General features: G+C 73.3%; 16 protein-coding genes. 3 read left to right on the forward strand and 13 right to left on the reverse strand.

Features of this window, described 5'->3' with window-relative positions; translation table 11 throughout:
* The first annotated feature begins 256 nt into the window (after nucleotides 1-256).
* Entirely contained in the window at nucleotides 257-1,465 is a 1,209-nt protein-coding gene (gene hemW / locus AB0A63_RS30125) for a radical SAM family heme chaperone HemW (protein WP_360397141.1), read from the forward strand.
* A 22-nt stretch (nucleotides 1,466-1,487) separates the two neighbouring features.
* Here the strand turns inward: hemW and AB0A63_RS30130 are convergent, their stop codons facing one another.
* A complete protein-coding gene (locus tag AB0A63_RS30130) occupies nucleotides 1,488-2,228 on the reverse strand; it encodes a 3'(2'),5'-bisphosphate nucleotidase CysQ (RefSeq protein ID WP_360397142.1) in 741 nt (246 codons plus the stop codon).
* A 16-nt stretch (nucleotides 2,229-2,244) separates the two neighbouring features.
* A complete protein-coding gene (locus tag AB0A63_RS30135; RefSeq protein WP_360397143.1) occupies nucleotides 2,245-3,414 on the reverse strand; it encodes an MFS transporter in 1,170 nt (389 codons plus the stop codon).
* A 26-nt stretch (nucleotides 3,415-3,440) separates the two neighbouring features.
* On the opposite strand from AB0A63_RS30135, the gene AB0A63_RS30140 reads away from it, so the two are divergent.
* On the forward strand, nucleotides 3,441-4,619 hold the full coding sequence (locus AB0A63_RS30140) for an ROK family protein (protein ID WP_360397144.1): 1,179 nt from the start codon (nucleotides 3,441-3,443) through the stop codon (nucleotides 4,617-4,619).
* Here the strand turns inward: AB0A63_RS30140 and AB0A63_RS30145 are convergent.
* Together AB0A63_RS30145 and AB0A63_RS30150 are read right to left on the reverse strand one after the other, a co-directional pair.
* The gene (locus AB0A63_RS30145) at nucleotides 4,616-5,908 is read right to left on the reverse strand and encodes an FAD/NAD(P)-binding protein (protein WP_360397145.1); all 1,293 of its coding nucleotides are present in this window, start codon (nucleotides 5,906-5,908) and stop codon (nucleotides 4,616-4,618) included. The genes AB0A63_RS30140 and AB0A63_RS30145 overlap by 4 nt on opposite strands.
* On the reverse strand, nucleotides 5,905-7,176 hold the full coding sequence (locus tag AB0A63_RS30150) for a helix-turn-helix domain-containing protein (protein ID WP_360397146.1): 1,272 nt from the start codon (nucleotides 7,174-7,176) through the stop codon (nucleotides 5,905-5,907). The genes AB0A63_RS30145 and AB0A63_RS30150 overlap by 4 nt, the downstream gene beginning before the upstream one ends.
* Nucleotides 7,177-7,495: 319 nt before the next feature.
* Here AB0A63_RS30150 and AB0A63_RS30155 point away from each other — a divergent pair, with 319 nt between their 5' ends.
* A complete protein-coding gene (locus AB0A63_RS30155; RefSeq protein WP_360397147.1) occupies nucleotides 7,496-10,273 on the forward strand; it encodes a BTAD domain-containing putative transcriptional regulator in 2,778 nt (925 codons plus the stop codon).
* 16 nt (nucleotides 10,274-10,289) lie between these two features.
* Here AB0A63_RS30155 and AB0A63_RS30160 read toward each other — a convergent pair whose 3' ends face one another.
* The 9 genes from AB0A63_RS30160 to AB0A63_RS30200 are packed head-to-tail and all read right to left on the reverse strand — an operon-like array spanning nucleotide 10,290 to nucleotide 23,834.
* Nucleotides 10,290-11,519 carry a GTP-binding protein gene (locus AB0A63_RS30160; RefSeq protein ID WP_360397148.1) on the reverse strand — a complete coding sequence of 410 codons (1,230 nt, stop codon included), beginning with the start codon at nucleotides 11,517-11,519 and terminating at the stop codon, nucleotides 10,290-10,292.
* Entirely contained in the window at nucleotides 11,519-12,445 is a 927-nt protein-coding gene (gene cysD, locus AB0A63_RS30165; RefSeq protein WP_360397149.1) for a sulfate adenylyltransferase subunit CysD, read from the reverse strand. The genes AB0A63_RS30160 and cysD overlap by 1 nt, the downstream gene beginning before the upstream one ends.
* Nucleotides 12,442-13,011, reverse strand: coding sequence for an adenylyl-sulfate kinase (gene cysC, locus AB0A63_RS30170; RefSeq protein WP_360397150.1), 570 nt, complete (start codon nucleotides 13,009-13,011; stop codon nucleotides 12,442-12,444). The genes cysD and cysC overlap by 4 nt, the downstream gene beginning before the upstream one ends.
* Nucleotides 13,008-14,261: an FAD-binding protein gene (locus AB0A63_RS30175; protein WP_360397151.1), complete on the reverse strand. Its 1,254-nt coding sequence runs from the start codon at nucleotides 14,259-14,261 to the stop codon at nucleotides 13,008-13,010. The genes cysC and AB0A63_RS30175 overlap by 4 nt, the downstream gene beginning before the upstream one ends.
* Nucleotides 14,258-15,826 carry an alpha-amylase family glycosyl hydrolase gene (locus AB0A63_RS30180; protein ID WP_360397152.1) on the reverse strand — a complete coding sequence of 523 codons (1,569 nt, stop codon included), beginning with the start codon at nucleotides 15,824-15,826 and terminating at the stop codon, nucleotides 14,258-14,260. The genes AB0A63_RS30175 and AB0A63_RS30180 overlap by 4 nt, the downstream gene beginning before the upstream one ends.
* Nucleotides 15,823-16,797: an aldo/keto reductase gene (locus AB0A63_RS30185; RefSeq protein ID WP_360397153.1), complete on the reverse strand. Its 975-nt coding sequence runs from the start codon at nucleotides 16,795-16,797 to the stop codon at nucleotides 15,823-15,825. Before AB0A63_RS30185 ends, AB0A63_RS30180 begins: the two co-directional genes overlap by 4 nt.
* A complete protein-coding gene (locus tag AB0A63_RS30190; protein ID WP_360397154.1) occupies nucleotides 16,797-18,206 on the reverse strand; it encodes a glycosyltransferase in 1,410 nt (469 codons plus the stop codon). The genes AB0A63_RS30185 and AB0A63_RS30190 overlap by 1 nt, the downstream gene beginning before the upstream one ends.
* Entirely contained in the window at nucleotides 18,199-21,624 is a 3,426-nt protein-coding gene (locus AB0A63_RS30195) for a DUF4915 domain-containing protein (protein WP_360397155.1), read from the reverse strand. The genes AB0A63_RS30190 and AB0A63_RS30195 overlap by 8 nt, the downstream gene beginning before the upstream one ends.
* Nucleotides 21,624-23,834: an HAD-IA family hydrolase gene (locus AB0A63_RS30200; protein ID WP_360397156.1), complete on the reverse strand. Its 2,211-nt coding sequence runs from the start codon at nucleotides 23,832-23,834 to the stop codon at nucleotides 21,624-21,626. The genes AB0A63_RS30195 and AB0A63_RS30200 overlap by 1 nt, the downstream gene beginning before the upstream one ends.
* Between the last annotated feature and the right edge of the window lies 1 nt (nucleotide 23,835).

Below are 23,835 nucleotides of genomic sequence, written 5' to 3' on the forward strand. Positions count from 1 at the left end.
GGCCGAACGACGGCACATCGCGCTGGAGACACGACGGAAGTCGACGTGGCGGCGGGCCACGAGGCGGACTCCAGTCGAATGCATGACCTCAGTGTGCATGCCGCCCAGAGCGTGGTCCACCGCCAACCGGATGCTGGGATTGACGAGCGGAGGTTGACATCCTAGGCTGGTTTCACTCCGTAATACTTCTGTCACCGACAGATACTTCCCCTGGTCGAACACCGCCATTCGGGCCGCGTAGGGGACACTGGGGGTCATGCCCTCCGCTTTGCCCGAAGGCGAGCCCGTGCCCGCCGACGGTTCGCTCCCGCCCTCCGCCCTCGCCGGTGTCGGCTCCCGCCCGTTCGGGATCTACGTGCACGTGCCGTTCTGCGCGACCCGCTGCGGCTACTGCGACTTCAACACCTACACCCCCGGCGAGCTCGGCACGTCCGCCTCGCCCCAGTCGTGGCTGGAGGGCCTGCGCCGCGAGCTCGACCTGGCGGCCTCCGTGCTGGGGACGCCAGTGCCCGCCGAGACCGTGTTCGTCGGCGGTGGCACGCCGTCGTTGCTCGGTGCCTCCGGCCTGGCCGACGTGCTGGACGCGGTGCGCCGGTCGTTCGGCCTGGCTCCCGGTGCCGAGGTCACGACCGAGTCGAACCCGGAGTCGACGTCGCCGTCGTTCTTCGAGGGCATCCGCGCCGCCGGCTACACGCGGGTGTCGCTGGGCATGCAGTCCGCCGCCCGCCACGTGCTGCGGGTGCTCGACCGCAAGCACACCCCCGGCCGTCCGGTCGACGCCGCACGGGAAGCGCGCGCCGCGGGCTTCGACCACGTCAACCTCGACCTGATCTACGGCACACCGGGTGAGCAGCCGGCGGACCTGGCGGCGTCGCTGGACGCCGTGCTCGACGCGGGCGTCGACCACGTCTCCGCCTACGCGCTGATCGTCGAGGACGGCACCGGCCTCGCGCGCCGCATCCGCCGCGGCGACCTGCCGATGCCGGACGACGACGTGCTCGCCTCGTCCTACGAGCTGGTCGACGCGAAGCTGAGCGGCGCCGGGTTCTCCTGGTACGAGGTGTCGAACTGGGCCACCTCGGTGGAGGCGCGGTGCCGGCACAACGTCCTGTACTGGAAGGGCGCCGACTGGTGGGGCTTCGGGCCCGGCGCGCACAGCCACGTCGGCGGCGTCCGCTTCTGGAACGTGAAGCACCCGGCGCGGTACTCGTCGTTGCTGGCCGAGGGGAAGTCCCCGGCGGCGGGCCGGGAGCTGCTCACCGCCGAGGACCGCCGCGTCGAACGCGTGCTGCTGGAGCTGCGGCTCGCCGAGGGCCTGCCGGTCGACGTGCTGGACGCGGCCGGTCGCGAGGAGGCGGAGCAGGCGGTCGCCGACGGCTTGCTGGAGCCGTTCGACGACCGCTGCGTGCTCACCGACCGCGGGCGGCTGCTCGCCGACGCCGTCGTCCGCAGGCTGCTCCCGTAGCTAGCGGGCCACTGGCGGGGGATCAGCCGCCGATCGCCGCCTGTACCGCTGACAGGACGGCAGAGGCGTGCCGGGGTGTGCAGATGAGCAGGTCCGGCAGGTAGGGCTTGGGCCGGTTGTACTCCAGCGGTGAGCCGTCGATGCGGGAGGCGTGCAGGCCCGCCGCGAGCGCGACGCCGACGGGTGCGGCGGAGTCCCACTCCCACTGACCACCGGCGTGCAGGTAGACGTCGGCCTCGCCGCGGACCACCGCCATCGCCTTCGCGCCCGCCGACCCCATCGGCACGAGCTCGGCGCCGAGGGTGTCGGCGACGGGGGCCGCGAACTCGGGGGGTCTGCTGGCGCTCACCACGATCCGCAGCGGGCCGCTGGTCTGGGCGGCCGTGGTGCCGCCGGTCGTGTAGACGGCGTCCAGCGCGGGTTGGGCGACGGCGGCGTCGGTGATGCCGCGGCCGCGCTGCCACAGCGCCACGTGCACGGCCCAGTCCGCGTGGTCGGCCTGCCCGTACTCGCGGGTGCCGTCGAGCGGGTCGACGATCCACACGCGGTCGGCGGACAGGCGGGCGGTGTCGTCGTCGCCCTCCTCGGAGAGCACGGCGTCGGCCGGACGGGCCTCGGCGAGGGCCTTGACGAGCAGCTCGTGCGACTGCTCGTCACCGGCCTTGCCGAGCTCCTTGCCGCGCAACGGTCCCCGGCGCAGCTCCTGCAGCAGTTGCCCGGATCTCTCGGCCAGCTCGGCGGCGAGCTCGACGTCCGAAGTCATGGCACCTCCTCCTCGGTCAGCGGTTGCGCACGACGAACCCGATCGTCGCCGCGGCCGCCACCATGAACGCGATCAGGCTCAGCGCGATCGGCAGGCCGACCTCGCCGGCCAGGAACCCGATCGTGGGCGGCGCGAGCAGGATGCCCCCGTAGCCGAGCGTCGAAGCGACAGCCACCCCGTTCGGCCCACCGAGCTGACCGGCGCGGGCCATCGCCACCGGGAAGATGTTCGCGAGACCGAGGCCGGTCGCGGCCAGGCCGGCGAACGCCAGCGGCAGGCCGGGGGACAGCGCGGCGACCAGTGTCCCGGCGCACGCGAGCGCACCGCCGATGACGACGACCCTGGTCTGCCCCAGGCGTTCCAGCAGGCGGACACCGGACAGGCGGCCGACGGTCATGGTGCCCTGGACGACGGCGTAGCCCGCGGCGGCCAGGCCCTGGCTCGCGCCGAGGTCGTCGCTCAGGTGCAGCGGGACCCAGCTGTCGAGCGCACCCTGGCTGTAGGCCGCGCACAGGCCGATGAGGCCGAACAGCAGCACACCGGAGGTGAACTTCGGCAGCCGCAGGCCGGTGGCGCCGTCGTCGGCGTGCGAGCTGGGCAGCGGGTGCGCCAGCAGGACCCGGCCGAACCACGCCGTGATCAGCAGGCCGACTGGGGCGAGGAGCAGCATGTGCGCCGTGGGTGTCAGGTGCGAGGCCAGCAGGCCGCCGAGTCCCGCGCCGGCGAGGCTGCCGAGGCTGTTCGCCGCGTGCAGGCTGGGCATGACCGGGCGCTGCACCGCCTCGACGAGGTCGATGGCGACGCTGTTGACCGCCACGTCGATGCCGCCGTACGCGACGCCGAACAGCAGCAGCGACAGGCCGAGCGTCAGCGCCGAGTGCGTGAACGTCGGCAGCACGACGCTGACCGACAGCAGCGCGGCCGTGGCGATGGTGACCTGCCTGCTGCCGAAGCGCTGGCAGAGGCTGCCCGCCACGCTCATGGTGGCGACCGCCGAGCCGGTCATCGCGAAGAGCGCGAGGCCGAGGGCACCGGGTGTGGCCGCTGTCTGGTCCTTGATCGCGGGGATGCGCACCGCCCAGCCGGCGAAGAGGAAGCCGCCGAGCGCGAAGAACATGGTCACCGCGATGCGCAGCTGCACGAGTGCAGCCGGTGCCGGGTTCGTGGTCGTGGATAATTTGTTCATCGGTGGCACAAAATGAGTGTAGGGGCATGACGGAGACGAGGCCAAGGCTGAAGCGGGGGCACGCCGTCCTGGGGCGGGTGCTCTCGCTGGTGCACCTCGGGCAGGTCGCGACACGCGCTGACCTGACCGCTGAGCTGGGCGTTTCCCGCGCGACGACGGGTGCGGTGACCGCCGAGCTGGAGGCGCTGGGACTGATCCACAACGACACCCGTCCGGGGGCACCCGCTACGTCGCGTGGCCGGCCGTCGCACCGGATCGTGCTCGACCCGGACGGCCCGGTCGTGCTGGCGGCGCAGGTGCACGTGGACGGGTTCCGGGTGGCTGTCGTGGGCCTCGGCGGGGTGGTCGTGGCGACCGCGGCCGAGCGCTCGCCGGTCGGCGCCGATCCCGCGGACGTGCTGTCCGCCGTGGTGGGCGCGGGTGCCGAGCTGGTCGGGGGGACCGGCCGGCGGTGCGTGGGCGCCGGTCTGGCCGTGCCGTCCGCGGTGAGCCGCCCCGGCGGGACGGCGTTGAACCCGCTGCACCTGGCGTGGCCGGTCGGCGCGCCGGTGCTGGCCGTCTTCACCGAGCAGGTGCACCGGGCAGGGCTCGCGGTGCCGGCGTTCGTCGCGAACGACGTCAACCTCGCCGCGCTGGCCGAGCACCGGCACGGCGCCGGCCGGGGTGCCACGCACCTGCTGATGACCGCCACCGGGCACCGCGGTGTCGGTGGCGCGTTCGTGGTCGGCGGACAGCTCTACACGGGCAGTTCCGGGCTGTCGATGGAGGTCGGTCATGTCACGGTCAACCCCTCTGGTCGGTGGTGCCACTGCGGCAACCGGGGCTGTCTCGACGTGGAGACCGACCCGATCGGGCTGCTGGAGGCGGCCGGGCGCGAGGTGCGACCGGACGTCGCGCCCCTCGTCCAGGCCGAGGAGCTGGTGCGGGACGGGCATCCCGCGGTGCGGGGCGTGGTCGAACGGCTCGCGGTCGGCCTCGCCGGGCTGGTGAACGTGCTGAACCCGGACCGGATCGTGCTCGGCGGGCTGCACGCGGCCCTGCTCGAACGCGAGCCGGAGCGGCTGGCCGCGCTGGTCGCCGGCCGTGGTCTGTGGGAGCGCAGCGTGCCGCTCGTGCCGGCGGAGCTGGCGCACAACAGCCTGGTCGGGGCCGCGGAGCTGGCGTGGCAGCCGGTGCTCGACGACCCGCTGGGGGTCCTGGGTTAGCACGGCACCCCCAGCGCGCTCGTCACGGACCGGGCCACCGCCGCGGCCTGCGCGCGGATCTCCGGGAACGCCGTCGTCTCCCAGAGGTTCCCGCGCCGCAGCGCACCGAGCGTCCACAGTGGAGCGCCACCGCGCACCCGGCCGTCCGGCAGCGTGTCGAAGCCGAGCCCGAGCGGTCCGGGGGTCGCGTGGCCGTCCGCGAGCAGGCCGGCGACGAGCGGGTCGGGGCAGCGCCGCACGTCGTGGCGCACGCCGGTGCAGTTGACGACGGTGCCCGCCGTGAGCTCGGTCCCGTCGCCCAGCCGCAGGACGACCCCGCCGGGGACCATCCGCACACCGGTGACCCCGGTGCGGTGGGTGCGCAGCTCTCCCGCGCGGCGCAGGCGGACCAGCGTCCGCGCGGTCGTGCCGGGCATGCGGTGCCGGTGGACCTCCCACGACCGCAGGTCCTCCGCGAGGAACCGGGAGCGGTCCGGCAACGGCAGCAGGTCCCACAGCCGCGCGGTGACCGGGCGGAGGCTGTCCAGCGCGGGCCGCCAGTCGCCGTGGCGCCGCAACGACTCCCGCACGTGCGCCGACACCACCCGGCGGACGTCGTCGAGACCGGTGCAGCCGGCGAGCTCCGGTGGCCGCATCGGTTGTGCCGGGCGGTGGCGGCGTGGCAGCAGGCCGGTGCGCGACACGGCGTGCACCACGCGACCGGGCCGGCCGAGCGTCATCGCGAGGTCGACGGCGGTCAGGCCGGTGCCGACCAGCACGACGTCGCGGTCGTCGCGGATGCGCTCCAGCGCGCCGGGAGCCCAGGGGTCCGGCACGAACGCGGCCGAGTCCGGGGTGTCGGTGGGCACCCAGTCGTCGCGGGTGCCGACCGCGCCCAGCGCGAGAACGGCGGCGTCGGCGAGGAGGAAGTCGCCCGCTGCCAACGAGATCCGCACGGCACCGGCGTCGTGGCCGATCCTCGTCGCGCGGTCGCGCACCACCCGCAGCCGGCCGGGGTGGCGGGCCGACACGCCGTCCAGGTGAGCGGCGAGGTAGGCACCGAACACCCGGCGCGGCACGAAGTCCGCCGCCGCCACCCCGGCCCACCGCGCGAAGTCACCGGGGTCGTCCTCCCGCGCGCTCATCTTCCCCGCGGGGACGTTGAGCAGGTGCCGGGGGTCGTCGGTGCGGTAGGCGACCCCGCGCCCGCGTTCCTCGGCCGGGTCGACCAGGCACACGGCGGCACCGCGCTCCAGCAGCCGGGCCGCTGTCGTCACCCCGGCCGCGCCCGCCCCGATCACCGCGATCACGCCGCGCCCACCCCGGCGGGCTGGGCGCACGACAGCGAGCGCACCAGGCTGAGCACCCCGAACCGGGAGCGCCCCTGCGCGGAGGCGGGCCGCACCACGCCGCTGACGAGCAGGCCGCGCACGAGCCGCGCGCAGGTGCTCGGCGGCAGGCCGGTGGCGGTCACGGCGTCGGTGACCGACCAGGCGCTGTCGAGCAGCGACAGGCGTTCGAGCAGCACGCGTTCGGCGCCGTCCAGCGCGTCCAGGCGTGCCGTGATGCGGTCGCGCAGGCCGTCGAAGAAGCCGAACGGGTCGTCGTTCACCTGGTCGCACAGGGCGTCCGGCTCGTAGACCGCGAGCCACTGCGCGACCGAGGCCAGCACCGCGGGGATGCCGTCGGTGCCGCGGGCGAGCCCGGCCACCGCGTGCAGGTTGGCGTCGGTGAGCCGGAAACCGGGACGGGACTGGCGCGCGTACCGGATGAGCAGCTCGACCGACGGCACCCGCGCGACCTCGGCCGGGCCGGTGTGGCGGTGCGGGACCGCCAGCGGACCCAGCGGGACCACGCGTTCGCCGGGCAGGCGCAGCGGGTCCGCCGCGGTGATCAGGACGCGCACCCGCGGGCAGTCCTGCAGCAGCGCCAGCGCCAGCTCCGGCCGGTGCGCGGTCCAGGAGTCCAGCACGACCAGCGCCGGTTGGTCGGCGATGATCTCGGCCAGCTCACCGGCACCGTGCCCGCGCAGGGCGTCGAGACCGGACCGCAGCACCGCGCCGAGCTGCGCGGGGGCGCGCACCGACGTCGGGTGCAGCGGGTCGGGCGAGGACCACAGCACCGCCAGTCCGTCCATGTCGTGCAGCGCCACCGCCACCTCCAGCGCGAGGCGGGTCTTGCCCACGCCGCCGAGGCCGGTGATCGTGACGAGCCGGTCGCCGCCCGAGCGCAGCGAACCGGCCAGCGCGGCCAGTTCCGCGCGCCGTCCGACGAGCGCGTCGATGGGCGAGGGAGGGGGCATCTCGCTCGTCGCGAACACGAAGCGCAGGTCCTCCGTGGTCACGCGCCGACCCGAGGCCTCCTCGATTTCCGTGTGTTCCCGACTGGTCAGTCCCAGCGCATTGGCCATGAGCCGCACGGTCTCCCTGCGGGGTTGCTGGGAGCTGCCGAGCTCGATGTCCCTAATCGTGCGCACGCTGACGCCCGACAGTTTCGCCAATTGGCGTTGCGTGAGGCGCCTATCTGTTCGGTATTTCCGGAACAGCAAGCCGAGTTGCCGTTGCGTTAAGGAATCCATGCAGACCAGACCCCCGAGTCGTCGGTTGTCGACAGAATGCCGGTCCGGTGTACCGCATCGATTCCGTTTTGGCTCCCCTCACGCTGTGCAACTCGTGGCTGGTATGTACGGGTGAATATTCCACTTCCGTGTTTAAAAGGAACTAATGAAGCTGAATCCAGCACAGGCGGTGCGCTGGGTCGGCATTCTGGGTGAAGTGGAATGATCACCGCTGACATGGGGGGCGGGTGTGGAATTTCGTGTGCTCGGCGCGTTCGAGGCGTGGTCGGGCGGGTCGAGGATCCCGTTGGGCGGTGCACGTGCCGAATGCGTTCTCGCGGTGTTGCTGCTGGAGCGCAACCGTGCGGTCATGGTCGAGCGGCTCGTCGAGGCCGCCTGGGGTGAGCAGCCGCCGATGACCGCGGCGACCCAGGTCCGCAAGATCGTCGCGGACCTGCGCAGGCGGCTGCCGGGCGGTGCGGGGCTGATCGTCACCGACGGCGCCGGCTACCGGGCGGTGGTGCAGGACACCCAGACCGATCTCGGGCTGTTCGACCTGCGGGTGCGGCAGGCCCGCGAGGCAGAGGACGCCGCCGGGGTGATCGAGCACCTGACCGCCGCGCTGTCGCTGTGGCGCGGTCCTGCGCTCGCGGGCATCGACAGCCCGGTCGTCCGCGCGGCCGTGGCGGTCCTCGACGAACGCCGGATCGCCGCCGCCGACCAGCTGATGGAGACCAGGCTGGAGCTGGGCGCGGCACGGGAGCTCGTCGCCGACCTGCGCGCGCTGCTGGACGAGCACCCGCTGCGCGAGACCACCCGCGGCCAGCTGATGCTCGCGCTGTACCGGTCGGGCCGGCAGGCGGACGCCCTGCGGGTCTACGAGGAGGGGCGCCGGCTGCTCGCGGACGAGCTGGGCATCGACCCCGGTCCGGAGCTGATGCAGCTGCACGAACGCATCCTGCGCAACGAGCCGGAGCTCGACACCGCCGTGCACGCGCCGCAGGAGACGGCGGTGCCGCAAGCGTTGCCGTACGACATGACCGACTTCGTGGGCCGGGTGGACGAACAGCGGCGGATCAGCGAGTTCGTCGGCGGCCGGGCCGGCCGGGGGCTGATGATCGTCGCGGTCGACGGGATGGCCGGTGTCGGCAAGACCTCGCTGCTCGTGCACATGGCGCACCGGCTCGCGGACGGCTTCCCGGACGGGCAGTTCTACGTCGACCTGCTCGGGTACGCCGTCGACCGCAAGCCCATGGACCCGGTCGAGGCGCTCGGGACGGTGCTGCGGCAGGCCGGTGTGCCGCGCGACCAGCTGCCCGACGACCTGTCCGCGCGAGCCGTGCTGTGGCGGATGCGCACGGCGGGCCGGCGGATCATGGTGCTGCTGGACAACGTCGTGGACAGCGCTCAGGTCAGGGCGTTGCTGCCGGGGTCGTCCGACGGTCTCGTGATGATCACCAGCCGGTCCCGGCTCACCGGTCTCGACGGCACGCTGTCGCTGTCGCTCGCACCGCCGCCCGAGGAGGAGGGGCTGGAGCTGGTCCTCGGCATCCTCGGCGACGACCGGGTCGCCCGCGAACCCGAGGCGGCCCGCGACCTCGTCACCGCCTGCGACCGGCTGCCGCTCGCGATCCGGATCGCCTGCACCCGGCTGCACAACCGGGAGCGCTGGACGATCCGCTACCTCGTCGACCGGCTGCGGGACGAGGAGCGCAAGATGAGCGAGCTCGCGGTCGGCGACCGCAGCGTCGCGGCCGCGATCGGCCTGTCCTACGACGCGCTCGAACCCGGCCACCAGCGGGTGTTCCGGCTGCTCGGCCTGGTGCCCGCGACCGAGGTCGACGTCCACGCCGTCGCGGCGCTCGCCGACATGGCGCTGGGCAGGGCCGAGAGCGTCCTGGAGGACCTGCTGGACGTGCGGCTGGTCGTGCAGCTCGCGCAGGGCCGGTACGGCCTGCACGACCTGGTGCACAGCCTGGCCCGCTCGCTGGTGGGCCGGGTGGAACCGCCGGGGCTGCGCACGATGGCGGTGCACCGGCTGCTCGACTACCAGCTCTGCGCCGCCGGCGCCGCGGCCGACCTGCTGGTGCACCGCCGGGCCCGGCCCCGGCCGCGCTACCTGTACCCGCCCGCGCAGCTGCCCCGGTTGCGCACCAGGAACGACGCGGTGACGTGGTTCGACGCCGAGTGCGGCGGGCTGCTGGCCGCCGTGCGCGGTGCCGCGGCCGACGAGCTGCACGAGCACGTGTGCCACCTTTCCGAGGCGCTGCACCCGTACCTGCGGCTGCGCGGGCGCATGACGGACATGCTGTGGGTGCACGAACAGGCGCTGGAGTCCGCCCGCGCCACCGGTGACCGGACGCTGGAGGGACGGGTCCTGCACCGGCTCGCCACCCCGCACTGGCACTTCGGCCGGCTCGGGCAGGCCCGCGAGTGCGCGGACCAGGCGCTCGCCATCGCCGTGGAGGACGGCGACGTGGTGCTGCGCCGGGCAGCAGAGGCCGCGATCGGCAAGCTGCTCAACGAGTTCGGCCGCTTCACCGAGGCGTTGCCCTACCACCGGGCCGCCGCGGAGGACGGGCACCGGCTCGACGTGTCCTGCGAGGTGGCCGTGCTGGTGGACTACGCCTCCGCGCAGGCCGCCGTGCACGACTTCACCGCCGCCCGGCTCACCCTGGACTCCGCGCTGCGCCTGGCGAAGGACAGCGCCTCGCCCGGCGACGAGGGCATCGTGCTCGCCCGCTACGCCGACGTGTGCCGGCGCGAGGGCAGCCTCGACGAGGCGGGGGAGCTCGGGTCGTACGCCTCGGCGTTGTTGCGGTACCTGGCGAACCAGGCCCAGGCGGCGTGGGCGGCGAACCTGATCGGCCGCGTGCACTACGACCGCGGCGAGCTGGACGTGGCGCTGGAACGGCACGACCGGGCCCGCAGGCTCGCCGAGGACACCGGGTTCCGGGTGGAGATCGCCCGTGCCCTCGACGGTGCCGCGCGGGTGCTGGCCGACCGGTCCGACACCGGTGGTGCGGCGGAGCGCTGGCGGATCGCGTTGCGGCACTTCGAGGAGATGGGCGTGCCGGAGGCGGCGGTGGTGCGGCAGGGGCTGGCCGCCGTCAGCTGACCGGCCCCGCCGCAGGTCACACCGCCTCGATCAACCCGACCGCCGCCGTGCCGCCGCTGCCCTCCTCGACCAGCACGAACCCGCCGGTGGCACGGCTGTCGCGGTACCGGTCCGCCACCAGCGGGTCGGCGAACCGCAGCCGGATCGTGCCGATGTCGTTGAGCGCCAGCGACTCCGCGGGCTCGGAGCCGAACGTGCTCACGTTCAGCCGGCTCTCCACCGCCTCGACGACGGCCCGCGACTCGCTGGTGGTGTGCCGCACGACGTACCGCGCGCCCGGTTCCAGCGGGGTGCCGGTCATCCAGCACACGGTCGCCGCCACCGCGGAGGTGACGGTGCCGGGCGTACCGGTGCTGATCATCGCGCCGCGGCCGGCGTCGAGGTCGTCGGCGATGCTGACCACGACGGACTGGCCGGTCGTGGCGCAGGACAGCGGCCCGTCGTAGGTGTCGATCGCGGTGATCGTGGTCTGCCAGCCGCCGGGCTGCACCACCACCGGGTCGCCGACGTGCAGCGTGCCGGAGGCGACCCGCCCGCCGTAGCCGCGGAAGTCGCGGTGCTCCGGCGTGCGCGGCCGGATCACCAGCTGCACCGCGAACCGGCCACCGGGTGAGGGTGCCGGCGGCAGCACCAGGTCCTCCAGGTGCGCGAGCAGCGGAACGCCGCCGTACCAGGGGGTCTCGTCCGACGGGGTCACCACGTTGTCGCCGCGCAGCGCCGAGATCGGGATCGCGGTCCACGAGCTGTCGCAGACCCGCGCGAACTCGGCGACCACCTCGTCGAACACGTCCTCGCGGTAGCCGGCCAGGTCCATCTTGTTCACCGCCAGCACCACGTGCCGGATGCCGAGCAGGCCCGCGATGGCGGTGTGCCGCCGGGACTGCTCGGTCAGGCCGGTCCGCGCGTCCACCAGCACGACGGCGACGTCGGCGGTCGACGCCCCGGTCACCATGTTGCGGGTGTACTGGACGTGCCCCGGTGTGTCGGCGAGGACGAACGACCGCTTCGGCGTCGCGAAGTACCGGTACGCCACGTCGATCGTGATGCCCTGTTCCCGTTCCGCGCGCAGGCCGTCCACCAGCAGCGCGAGGTCGGTCTCCGCGTACCCGCGGCGCCGGCTCGCCGACGTCACGGCCTGGAGCTGGTCGGCGAGCACGGCCTTGGAGTCGTGCAGCAGCCGGCCGATCAGCGTGCTCTTGCCGTCGTCGACGCTGCCCGCCGTCGCTACCCGCAGCAGTCCCGGCATCAGAAGTACCCCTCCCGTTTGCGGTCTTCCATGGCGGCCTCGGAGGCGCGGTCGTCCGCGCGGGTGGCGCCGCGTTCGGTCAGCGTGCTCGCCGCGACCTCGTCGACCACCTCGTCCACAGTGGACGCGTCGGAGCGCACGGCACCGGTGCACGTGGTGTCGCCGACGGTCCGGTAGCGCACGGTCTCGACGCACACCTCCTCGTTCTCGAAGGGAGGTGTGAACGGGGTGACGGCGATGAGCATGCCGTCGCGCCGCACGACCTCCCGCCGGTGCGCGTAGTAGATGGACGGCACCTCGATGCCCTCACGGCGGATGTAGCCCCACACGTCGAGCTCGGTCCAGTTCGACAGCGGGAACACCCGGACGTGCTCACCGGCGCGGTGCCGGCCGTTGTAGAGGTCCCACAGCTCGGGCCGCTGGTTGCGCGGGTCCCACCGGCCGAACTCGTCGCGCACCGAGAACACCCGTTCCTTCGCGCGGGCCTTCTCCTCGTCGCGCCGCGCCCCGCCGAGCACCGCGGTGAACCGGTGCCCGGCGATGGCGTCGAGCAGCGTGACGGTCTGCAGCGGGTTGCGCAGCTGGCCGGGCTGCTCGGTGACCCGGCCGCGGTCGATCGAGTCCTGCACGGAGGCCACGACCAGCTCGACGCCGAGCTCGGCCACCCTGCGGTCGCGGAACTCGACCACCTCGGGGAAGTTGTGGCCGGTGTCGACGTGCATGACGGGGAACGGGATCTTCCCCGGCCAGCAGGCCTTCTCGGCCAGCCGGAGCATGACGATGGAGTCCTTGCCGCCGCTGAACAGCAGCACCGGCCGGTCGAACGTCGCCACCACCTCCCGCAGGATGTGGATCGACTCGTCCTCCAGGTCGGCGAGCGCGGCCTCCCGGTCGCCCAGCCGGTGGTCCACCGCGGTCAGCGTCATCGCAGCATTCCCTTCTCGCACAGCAGGGCCACCACCGCGTCGGCGCTGTCGTCCACGGTGTTGCCGCGGGTGTCCAGCCGCAGCTCCGGTGCGGGCGGTGGCTCGTAGACGTCGTCGACCCCGGTCAGGCCGCGGATCGCGCCGGCGCGCTGCTGGGCGTACAGGCCCTTCACGTCCCGTTCGGAGCACTCCTCCACGGGCGTCGCGACGTGCACCTCGACGAACGGCGTGCCGCTCGCCTGATGGCGCCTGCGGACCTGGTCGCGGGCCGCGCGGAACGGGGAGATCACCGCGGCGAACACGAGCACGCCGTTGCGCGCCAGCAGGTCCGCGACGAACCCGATGCGGTCGATGTTGGCCTCGCGGTCGGCGCGGGAGAAGCCGAGGCCCGCGGACAGCGTCTGCCGCACCTCGTCCCCGTCGAGCAGCTCGACCCGGCCGGTCGGCAACCGGTCGGCCACCGCCCTGCTGAGCGTGCTCTTGCCCGCGCTGGGCAGGCCGGTGAACCAGACGGTGCCGCCGCCGTTGACGGCGAGCGGCGACGTGTAGCCGGCAACGTGCGTCACCTGTTCCTCCCGGAGGTGTCGGGACCGGTGAAGTGGCGGTCCGTGAAGGCGTTGGTGAACTTCCCGGCCGGGTCGTAGCGGTGCAGCAAGGCCCGGAAGTCCGGCATGCGCTCGTACTCGGCGGTCGCCACGGACGTCTTCGCCCAGTGCGGCCGTGGCGAGAACGGCGCGAGCTGCCGTTCCACGAGCTCCACGACCGGCAGCACGACCGACATGTCGGAGGTCCACGTGAAGTGGATGCTCACCGTCTCGCGGCCGTAGCAGGTGCTCAGCCAGAAGTCGTCGCGCGCCGCCGTGCGGACCTCGCAGATCTGCAGCGCCGGCCGGATCCGCTCGCGCACCTCGCCGAGCGCGCGCAGGGCGGCGACGGCGTCGGTCGCCGGGATCATGTACTCGGACTGCAGCTCGTCACCGGAGCTGCTCGGCGGCTGGTCGGAGCGGAAGTGCGGCAGCCGTTCGAACCACGGCCCCGGCACGCCGCCCTGGGTGGTGCAGCTGACCGGGTCCACGCCGTCGACCGGGTGCCGCGGCCCGTCGGCGGGCACGGCGGTGAACCACGACGGCAGCGTCGCCGGCTCGTCCACGCGTTCCTGCACCCACACCTGCGTGAGCACCGGTTCTCGCCAGTCGGTGAACAGGCACACGCTGTACGCGCACGACATGAGCTCGGCGAAGTGGTCGTCGAGCACCTCCAGCGGCAGGCCCTCGTACACGCGTTGCCGCACCTGGTAGGTCGGCACGAGGTCCAGCGTCAGGTGCGTGACCACGCCCAGCGACCCCAGCCCGACGACGACGCCGGCGAAGTCGGGGTCGTCGCGGCCGATGCCGACGACGTCGCCGTCGGCGGTCACCAGCTCGAGCTCGCGGACCGCCGCGGACAGCACCTGGTTGCGCACGCCTGAGCCGTGCGTGGCCGTCGCGACCGCCCCGCCGACGCTGATGTGCGGCAACGACGCCATCGCCGGCAACGCGAAGCCCGCCGCGTCCAGCCGGGGTGCCAGCTCGGCGTAGCTCAGCCCGGCCGCCACCCGCGCCGTGGCACGGGTGGCGTCGACGTCGACGACGGGCGGCAGGTCGGCCACCGACACCAGCACACCGGGGCAGTCGGCCAGGTCGTTGAACGAGTGGCGGGTGCCCAGCGCCCGCACGTGCCCGGCGTGCGCGACGGTCTTGCGCACCTGCTCGACGGTGGCCGGCCGCACGAACTCGGTCGCGGTGTAGTGGACATTACCGGCCCAGTTGCTGGTCACGGCCCCGCCTCCGCGTCTGCCGGGTCGCCCGCGGTGAGCTTCAGCACGACGCCCTCGTGGTCGCTCAGCTCCAGCGGTCGCAGCGTGACGACGCCCTCGCGGCCGGTCCGGGTGGACAGCTCGACCCGCCCGGCGGCGGCACCGGGCACGTCGAACGCCACCGGGTGGCCGGCGAAGTTCAACGCCACCAGCAGGTCGCCCCGCCGGTAGGCGAACACGTCCGCCGGGCTGTCCAGCGACACGTAGCCGCCGCGCAGCAGGTCCTCGCTGCCGCGCCGGTAGGCGATCAGCCGCCGGTACAGGTTGAGCAGCGACCCGGGGTCGTCCTCCTGTGCCTCGACGTTGACCATGTGCTGGTCGGCGGCCAGCGGCAGCCACGGCGTACCGGTGGTGAACCCGCCGGTGGCGTCCCACTGCATCGGCGTGCGCTGCCCGTCGCGCCCGTCCACGTCCTGCTCCAGGGCGGGCGGGGCGTCGGCCATGCCGATCTCCTCGCCGTAGTAGACGCAGGCGACACCGCGCAGGGTCAGCATCATCATCGCGGCGACCGGGGCGTGCTCGGCCCCGTACCGGCTCACGGTCCGCGAGATGTCGTGGGTGGACAACGCGTAGGTGGGCACCGCGTCGGTCCGGGTGTGGGCGATCAGCCCGTCGACGCACGCGCGGAACGCCCTGGCGTCCCACGGCTGCTCCCAGAACGCGATGTGGAACGCCGTCTGCATCCCGTCGCCGCCGAAGTAGGTGGCGAGCCGGGCGTCGTCGCTGATCGGCACCTCGCCCAGCGCGAACCGGTCGCCGTACCCGTCGAGCACGACCCGCATGTCGCGCAGCACGTCGTGCACCTCGGGCAGGTCGAGGTTGCGCTGCCGCACCGAGGGGTGCGTGAAGTGCCGGCGCGCGTGGGCGACCTCCGGCGGGTTGTCGCGCAGCTGCGGGTCCTTCATCAGCCGGTGCGCGACGTCGATGCGGAACCCGTCCACCCCGCGGTCGAGCCAGAACTGCCACACCTTGCGGATCGCCGCGTGCACGTCCGGGTTGCGCCAGTTCAGGTCGGGCTGGCCGGGCGTGAAGCTGTGCAGGTAGTACTGCCCGGTCGGCTCGTCGAGCCGCCACGCCGTGCCGCAGCGCTCGAACGCGCTGAGCCAGTTGTTCGGCGGGCCGCCGTCCGGTGCGGGATCGGCCCAGATGTACCAGTCCCGCCGGGGGTTCGTGCGGTCCGACCGCGACTCCAGGAACCACGGGTGCCGGTCGGACGTGTGGTTCATGACGATGTCGACGACGACCCGGATGCCGCGCTCGTGCGCCGCCGCGACCATCGCGTCGAAGTCGTCCAGCGTCCCGTGGACGGGGTCGACCGACTCGTAGTCGCTGATGTCGTAGCCGAAGTCGGCCTGCGGTGACGGGTAGAACGGCGAGAGCCAGATCGCGTCGGCACCGAGCCGCGCCACGTGGTCCAGCCGGGCGGTGATGCCGGGCAGGTCGCCGATGCCGTCACCGTTCGAGTCGGCGAAGCTGCGCGGGTAGATCTGGTAGAGGACGGCGTCGCGCCACCACTGGCCGCTCATAGGTCCACCTTCGTCATGCCTGCCGCGAAGTACCGGTCACCCCGCACGGCACCGGGCGGTGCGACCTCGTCGAGCAGGGCCAGCTCGTCCGCCGACAGCTCCACGTCGAGCGCGCCGGTGTTTTCCTTGAGCCGCACGGAGTTCTTCGTGCCGGGGATGGGGACGACGCCCTGGCGCAGCACCCACGCGATCGCGAGCTGCGCGACCGAGACGCCCTTGGCCCAGGCCAGCTCGGCGACCCGCGCGACGACCTCGTTGTTGTGCGCCAGGTTCTCCGGCTGGAACCGGGGGAGCTGCCGGCGGAAGTCGTCCGGCCGCAGGTCCTCGAACCGGCTGAACCGGCCGGTGAGCATGCCCCGTCCCAGCGGCGAGTAGGCGACGAACCCGATGCCCAGCTCCCGCAGCACGCCGAACAGCTCGGCCTCGGGGTCGCGGCTCACGAGCGAGTACTCGGTCTGCACCGCGGTCACCGGGTGCACGGCGTGCACCCGCCGGACCGTCGCCGGCGCGGCCTCGCAGATGCCCAGGTGCCGGACCTTGCCCTCCCGCACCAGCTCCGCCATGGCACCCCAGGTGTCCTCCAGCGGGACGCCCTTGTCGATGCGGTGCTGGTAGTAGAGGTCGATGTGGTCGACCCCGAGGCGCCGCAACGACCCCTCGCAGGAGGTGCGGACGTACTCCGGGTGGCCGTTCACGCCGACGTTGTCGCCCGCGCCGTTCTTGAGGTTGCCGAACTTGGTCGCGATGACGACGTCGTCGCGGCGGCCGCGCACCGCCCGGCCGACCAGCTCCTCGTTGGTGTACGGGCCGTACATGTCCGCGGTGTCCAGGAACGTGACGCCGAGGTCGAGCGCCTCCAGCAACGTGCGCAGCGACTCGGTGTCGTCCCAGGTGTCGTAGAACTGCGACATGCCCATGCAGCCCAGGCCGAGGTCGGACACGACCGGCCCGTTCGCTCCGAGCCCGCGCATCACACCACCTCCACGGTCACGGCGGACCTGATGAGCCCGGCCCAGTCGGTCAGGTGCCGGTCGGGCAGGTAGCACTCGCTCACCCGCCGCCGGGCGCCCTCACCGAGCCGGCGCGCCAGCACCGGGTCGGTGAGCAGCCGCCGGATCAGCGCCGCCGTTGTGGCCAGGTCGTGCGGGTCGTCGACGAGCAGGCCGGACTCGCCGTGCACGATCTGCTCGCGCAGCCCGCCGACCGCGCTCGCGACCAGCGGCTTGCCCTTCCACATCGCCTCGGTCGCGGTGAGGCCGAAGCCCTCGGCGATGCTCTTCTGCACCACCGCGGTCGCGTGCCGCTGCAACGCGTTGACCACCAGCGCGTTCTCCCGCAGGTCGGTCATCGGCAGGCAGAGCAGCTGGACGCGCCGGCGGTGCTCGACCGGCAGGGCCTTCCACTGCTCCACGCACTCGTCCCAGAACCGGTGGGCGTCCGGGTCGTCGGCGACACCGACGACGTCCGCGCCCGCCAGCGTGAGGCAGGAGTTCTCGACATCGGCGTCGAGGAACGCCCGCAGCACCCCGGCCATGTCCTTCAGCTCGTCCCACCGCGACACCTGCACCACCATCGGCACGTCGGCCGTTGGCGCGACCTCGCGGACGATGGTCGCCTTGTGCCGCACGGTGACCTGCTCGCCCACGGGCGGACGGATGGTCACCGGGTCCGCGGTGCCCGCGACGATCTCGGTGCGCCGCAGGATCGCAAGCGTTTGCTCGTCCGTGAGCTCCAGGTTCTTGGGGGCGCACGGGTCGATCGACGGCGGGATGATGTGCGGCCGCGGCGCCCAGTCCGGGCAGGCGTTCCGGGTGAGGAACACCGTGGCGTCGGCGTTCTCCACGAACCTGCGCAGGAACGCCCAGCCCTCCTCGGTGTGCTCGTTCGGCTCGTCCGTGCCGATGTGCCTGCGCCACACCGCCGTCGCACCGAGCCTGCGGGCGACGTCGACCAGACCGGCCGGCTGCGCCTCGTGCACGACCACCAGGTCGCCGGGCCGGATCCGGGCCGCGAGCGCGCCGCCTTCCCGCTCGGTCGTCGCGCGGTAGTGCTGCAGCTGCTCCGGTCCCAGCGGCTCGGAGTCGCCGGGCGCGCCGTACAGCCTGGTGCACAACCGCTTCGCGATGGCGAAGAACTCGGCGTCACCGTCGATGACCAGCCAGCGCGTGTCGATCCCGAGTGCGCGGGCCAGCGGCATCAGCGCGTGCAGCAGCTCGGCCACGCCGCCGCCCGCGGCCGTCGAGTTGACGTTCCACACGGTCCGGCCGTGCAGCGCCCTCGACGCCTCCTCCGCGGTGTCCCGCAGCGCTTCCATCCGTTCGTCGCCGAACACCTCCCGGTACGGGGTCAGCGGTGCGGCTCCTATCGCGACCTCATGCACGGGCCACCTCCTCGGGTGCGGCCTTCTTCTGCTGCTCGAAGCCCTCGGTGATCCACACGCCGGACCAGAACTCCGGGTCGGAGGGCAGGACCAGCTCGATCAGCGTCGGCCCTGTCTCCTCGGCGGCCACCTGCAACGCCTGCGCGAACGTCTCCAGCCGGGTGGCGCTGCGGTCGCGGTCGAGCCACTCGCCCAGGTCCACCCGCCAGCTGCGCACGCCCCACGCCTCGGCGATGTCGACGTACCGCATGCCCGCGGCGTTGTCGAGGTACTGGCCGTGGCCCGCGTCGAGCCAGCCCGACGGCCGCGACTGCTTGCGCAACGACACCGCGCCACCGTTGTTGCACACGATGAACGTGACCGGTGCGGACTCCTGCACGGCGGCCGCGAGGCCCTGCACCGAGTTCGTGAAGCCCTGGTCGCCCAGGGTGCAGAACACCTTCGCCGCCGGCTCGCCCAGCGCGAGGCCGGTCGCGATCGTGATGCCGCAGCCGACGAACCCGCCGTGCCCGCCGAACACCCGCAGCCCGTGCGGGAACTGGTCGTAGTCCTCGGCGAGCATGCCGCCGAACATCTGGCTGTCGTCGACCAGCACGGCCCGGCGCCGAGACCGCGCAGCGGCAGCGCCGATCGCCCGTGCCACCCCGGTGCGGATCACGGCGGCCTCCGCCGGCGGCGTCTCCCCCGCGGGAGCGGGCTCGTCGGAGAGCCCGGTGTACCAGCTGCCGTCGAGGTCGGGTGCCTCGTCGGTCAGCTCGCGCAGCGCGGCCACGACGTCACCGGCCACCAGCACGTCACCGGCTTCGAGGTAGCCGTTCTTCTCCACGGCCGCGGGCTTCGTGTTCACCGCGATCTTCGGGCAGTCCGGCAGCGGGCCGACCACCCGCGGGTACATGTTGCGGTCCTCCAGCGTGATCAGCAGGTCGGTCGTGTCGAGCACCGCGCGGTGCATCGGCGACTTCGGGTCGTACCAGCCGATGAACTCCGGCACGTCCGCGGTGTGCAGCCGTTCGAACAGCATCGGGCCGCGGCGGTACTTCACCTGCAGCACCGGTGCTCCGGTGCGGGCGCAGAACGCGGCCAGCGCGGCCTGCACGCCCCGGTGGGTCAGCGCGTAGTCGTCGATCAGCACCGCGGGCCTGCGGGCAACCGCGAGCAGCTCGGCCGCCCGGTTCAGCGCGCCCTCGTCGAACGCAGGCTGCTCGGCCACCGGGATGAGCGGCAGCGCCGTCAGCGGCAGCCACTCCGCCTCGGCCACGTCCTGCGGCAGCGCGAACAGCACCGGCCCGTGCGGGGCCTGGCGGACGTCGTCGATGGCCTGCAACAGCTTCGTGCCGAACTCCTCGACGTAGCCGCGCGGGTCGTCCTTGGGCACGGCACCGAGCTCGAACCACGACTTGGCGAAGTCGCCGGAGGCCGCGATCAGGTCCGGTTCGCCGTGCGGCGGCAGGAACGGCTGCGAACCGGTCGACGGCATGCCGACCACGGCCAGCGTGCCCATCTCGTTGCGGCGCAGGTCCGCCAGCGCACCCAGCGCGTTGGTGAGGCCACGCGCGCCGTGCAGGACCGCCGCACCGGTGCCCGCCTGCAGTCGGCTCGCGCCACCGGCCTGGAACAGCGACTCGCGGTCGCCGCGGCCGTTGACGAGCAGCCCGACCCGCGCCAGCGCGTCGCACAGCGCCAGCTCGGACGTGCCGGCGTAGGCGAACGCGACCCTGGTGCCGCAGCGGTGCAACGCGAGCGCGACGGCCTCGGCGCCGGTGAGCTTGACGTCGTCGTAGTCCGGGATCGCCGCCAGCACCATGTGCTCGATGGCGGACGCGGACCCGCGCAGCACGGCGGCGACGGCCTCGACGAACGCGTCGGTGCCGTGCTCCTGGACCAAGCCGAGGGTGAGGCCGTTGTACGTGCCGGTCGGGCGGCTCAGCAGCGTCCGCACGACGTCGGACACCGTGCCGCCGGAGTTGCAGGCGGTGCGGACCTCGTTGGGGTACAGGCCGAACCCGCTCAGCGCCTCGTAGTCGGGGTGACCGGAGACGACGCTGACGTCGAGCACCAGCGCGCTGTCCTGGTCGAGCTGGTCGAACGGGACGCCGTTGTCCTGGGCGAGCGTGACGTGCAGTTTGTAGAGCCCCGGCAGGTCCGGCACGCGGGTGCGGACGGGCACGCGGGTGACGGCCTCCGGCGGCAGCGACTGGGGGAGCGCCGACCGGATCGGCTGGGTGGGCACCTCGCTGCCGTCGGCGGCGGTCCAGCGGTGCACCACGCGCACCGGGAACGGCGGTGCCGGCGTCAGCACGCCCGCACCGGTGTTGCGCACCAGGCAGTCCAGCGTCAGCAGGCCACCCGCCTCCGCGTCGTCGACGACCGGGCCGTCCAGCGTGATCGAGGCGTGGCACTCGTCCTCGGCCAGCGGGTCGCCGACCGCCCACAGCCGCCGCGGCCGCACGCCGAGCCGGTCGAACATCTGCCACTGGCCCTGCTCGTGCACGCGGGTCTGGTTGGCGCCGAAGCCCTGCCGCGCGCCCTCGACGAGCGCGGCCGGTGCGAGCGCCAGCGCGTAGACCTCGCGGGCGGGCAGGTTCACCACGCCGAGGACCGACCAGTTCGCCCGGTCGACCACCGCGACCGCCGCCGTCTCGACCGAGGTCGCGGCGTGCCGGTGCGGGCTCAGGCCGACGAACAGGTGGTGGCCCGCGGCGACCAGGCCGCGCGGCCAGCCGGGCAGGGCGAGCCTGCGCTGCTGGGTGCGGTCGGTGTCGTCGATCTCGACCAGGTCACCGGTCGCGGAGTCGCAGACCAGCCACGTGCCGTCGGCGTAGTACGGGTTGTGCGGTGCCTTCAGCCCCTCCAGGACCGGTTCGCCGGTCTCCAGGTCGACCACGCGGCCGCTCGCGGGCTTGCCGTTCTCGTCCCAGCCGCGGCGGCGCAGGAACTCGCCGAACCCGCACACGACGGTGCGGTCGCCGTAGCGGGCGAGGCTGTTGAGGTGCCAGCTGTCCGCCTCGCCGGGGGCCTGCCAGCGCCACGCCACCTCACCGTCGGGGCCGACGCACTGCACCTCGTTCTGCATGGTCGCGGCGACCAGCACGTTGCCGTCGACGACGAGGATGTCGTGCGGCGTGGAGACGTTGTCGAGCCGGTGGTAGCGGCGCACCCCCGTCTCGTCGTAGACCACGAGCTCGGCGGGGCTCCCGTCGGCGCTCCACAGGCAGCGGTACAGCAGGCCCTCGCCGGCGCACAGGCCCGAGCTGGAGATCCGGTCGATCTCCTCCACGGCCTCGCCGATCGCGAACAGGCCACCGCCGATCGTGTGGTGCGCGTCGAAGCAGGACGCCAGCAGCCGGTGCCCGTCGGGCAACAGCCCGTCGAGCCCGATCAGCTCCGCGGTGCTCTTCCTGTCGGTCGTGAGACTCATCAGGACTCCTGCCTGTCTCGCGTGGTGGAAAGAACGGTGTCGGCGATCGCCTCCGGGTCGTCCCCGGTGTCGACGACGACGTCGAAGCCGCCGTAGGCCAGCACTGCCTCGCGCTCGGGGTCGGTGCCCGGCAGCGCGACCGCGCGGCGTTCGCCCTGGTGCTTCTGGATCTCCTCGACGGCCGCGGCGATGCGGTCGTGGTCGCGGCCCGCGACCGCCACGTGCGCGGCGGAGGCGGTGAGCCGTTCCGCGACGCCGATCGCGACGTCATCCGGCAGACCCGTGACGAGCACGACCTGACCGGCCAGCCGCCCGTCGCGGGGGACCAGCTGCGGTTTCATCCGGATCAGCGGCCAGTACTCGTCGGCGGTGCTCTGCTCCTCGGTGAGCGTGACGTAGCCACCGGCCGCGTCGGCGGCGCGGATGACGGTCATCGTCTGTCCGAAGTGGTCGGCGCACAGCCGTGCCTTCGCCGCGTCCGGGCCGGAGCAGACGACACCGATGCCGGGCAGCACGACGACGTGCGGTGCGTCGGTGCGTTTGGTGGTGGGGAAGGAGATGTACCGCTCGAAGACCGCGTTGTACCACTCCTGGTGGCGTTTGATGCCGTCCTCGATGGACTCATCGGGTGCCGGCACGAGCGGTCGGTGGCCGGCGGTGACCACGTGGTCGGGGCAGCCGGGACCCACCTGGCTCAGCTCCGGCCCGCGGGCCGACGAGGCGAACGCGACCGCCTGCTCGCTGCGGTCCACGTGCAGGATCTCGCCGCCCAACGCCTTGCGCAGCACGGGAAGCACCTCGACGAGCACGTCCTCGGGGTGCTCGTGGCGCGGCACGACCTGGCCGCCGAGGTCGGCCGGCCGGCTGATCGCGCGGCGCAGCGCGGCGGTGGACCGGGCGACGGCCTCCAGCGAGTTGCGGTAGCACTGCTCGCTCGTGCCGGCCCAGGTGAAGATGCCGTGGTTGGCGAGCAGGACGAACCGTGCCCGCGGGCTCGACCGGATCTTGCGGCCCAGCTCGCGGGCCACGTCCACGTCGAACTGCCGGTAGTCGAACCAGATGGCCTCCTCGCCGAACTCCTCCTCGGCGTACTTGCGGCCGTCCGGGAACGACGTGAGCGCGATGACCGCGTCCGGGTGGCAGTGGTCGACGTGCTCGGCCGGGATGAACGCGTGCGTGAGCGTCTCGATGCCGGGCCGCTTCTGGCCGGGCCGCAGCCCGCTCGCGACCAGGTGGTCGACCATCTCGCGCTCGTCCATCGGGCCGCCGTCGAGCACCGGCAGCAGGTCGTCCAGCCGCAGCACCGGGAAGTCCTCGTGCGTGGTCACCGCGCCGTCGCAGCCCCACGAGCTCATCCACAGCACCGCGGTGGGCTCGCCGAACTGGTCGGGCGTGACGCCCTTGACCGAGAAGTTGCCGCCGCCCTCCCTGGTGAGCGCCGGGTCGGCGCCGACCAGGTGCGAGCGGTAGACCACCTCGTCCGGCCCGACGAGCGCGTCCGCGACGGCGGCGTCCCAGCGGTCCCGCGGCTCCGTGAACAGGTCGGCCGGCACGAACGGCAGCTCGCGCTCCGGCGTGCGCAGGGCGCCACCGCCGAACGAGACCTCACGGAAGTCGCGCACCACCGCGGCGGCACCGGCCGCGCGTACGGCGGCCTCGCGGTGCGGCGGTGCCAGCGCGACGCACGTGGCGCCCGCGGCGACCGCCGAGGTGATGCCGCTGTCGGCGTCCTCGAACACGACGCACCGCTCGACCGGCACGCCGAGCCGGTGCGCGGCGAGCGCGTAGCAGGCCGGGTCCGGCTTGCCGTGCTCCACGTCGGCGGAGGTGACCGTGACGTCGAACTCCAGCCCGAGCTGCCTCAGCACCGCCGCTGCCTTGTACGGCTCGGCACCGGTGACCAGCGCGACCGGCGTCCTGGTCGCGCGCAGCGACCCGAGCAGCGGCAGGACACCGGGGATCGTGGAGTAGTGCAGGGTCTCGTTGTTGACCCGCATCAGCTCGTAGACCTCGGGGTGGCGCTCCGCCGGGATCATCGGGAAGAGCTCGCGCAACGTGTGCAGCGCGCTGCGCCCGTACACGTGCCGGTCCAGGTCCGCCGCGCTGATCGAGAACCCGTGCGAGCGCGCCAGGTCCTGCCAGAAGTCGGCGACCGACGCCTCGGTGTCGACCAGCACCCCGTCCATGTCGAAGAGCACCGCCTCGAACACG

The organism is Lentzea sp. NPDC042327, from assembly GCF_040647275.1.
In the GTDB taxonomy this organism is placed as follows: Bacteria; Actinomycetota; Actinomycetes; order Mycobacteriales; family Pseudonocardiaceae; genus Lentzea.

Excerpts from the sequence above, each read along its gene's own strand:
- hemW (WP_360397141.1), top strand. The coding sequence starts at position 257 with ATGCCCTCCGCTTTGCCCGAAGGCGAGCCCGTGCCCGCCGACGGTTCG.
- AB0A63_RS30130 (WP_360397142.1), bottom strand. The coding sequence starts at position 2,228 with ATGACTTCGGACGTCGAGCTCGCCGCCGAGCTGGCCGAGAGATCCGGG.
- AB0A63_RS30135 (WP_360397143.1), bottom strand. The coding sequence starts at position 3,414 with ATGAACAAATTATCCACGACCACGAACCCGGCACCGGCTGCACTCGTG.
- AB0A63_RS30140 (WP_360397144.1), top strand. The coding sequence starts at position 3,441 with ATGACGGAGACGAGGCCAAGGCTGAAGCGGGGGCACGCCGTCCTGGGG.
- AB0A63_RS30150 (WP_360397146.1), bottom strand. The coding sequence starts at position 7,176 with ATGGATTCCTTAACGCAACGGCAACTCGGCTTGCTGTTCCGGAAATAC.
- AB0A63_RS30160 (WP_360397148.1), bottom strand. The coding sequence starts at position 11,519 with ATGCCGGGACTGCTGCGGGTAGCGACGGCGGGCAGCGTCGACGACGGC.
- cysD (WP_360397149.1), bottom strand. The coding sequence starts at position 12,445 with ATGACGCTGACCGCGGTGGACCACCGGCTGGGCGACCGGGAGGCCGCG.
- AB0A63_RS30180 (WP_360397152.1), bottom strand. The coding sequence starts at position 15,826 with ATGAGCGGCCAGTGGTGGCGCGACGCCGTCCTCTACCAGATCTACCCG.
- AB0A63_RS30185 (WP_360397153.1), bottom strand. The coding sequence starts at position 16,797 with ATGCGCGGGCTCGGAGCGAACGGGCCGGTCGTGTCCGACCTCGGCCTG.
- AB0A63_RS30195 (WP_360397155.1), bottom strand. The coding sequence starts at position 21,624 with ATGAGTCTCACGACCGACAGGAAGAGCACCGCGGAGCTGATCGGGCTC.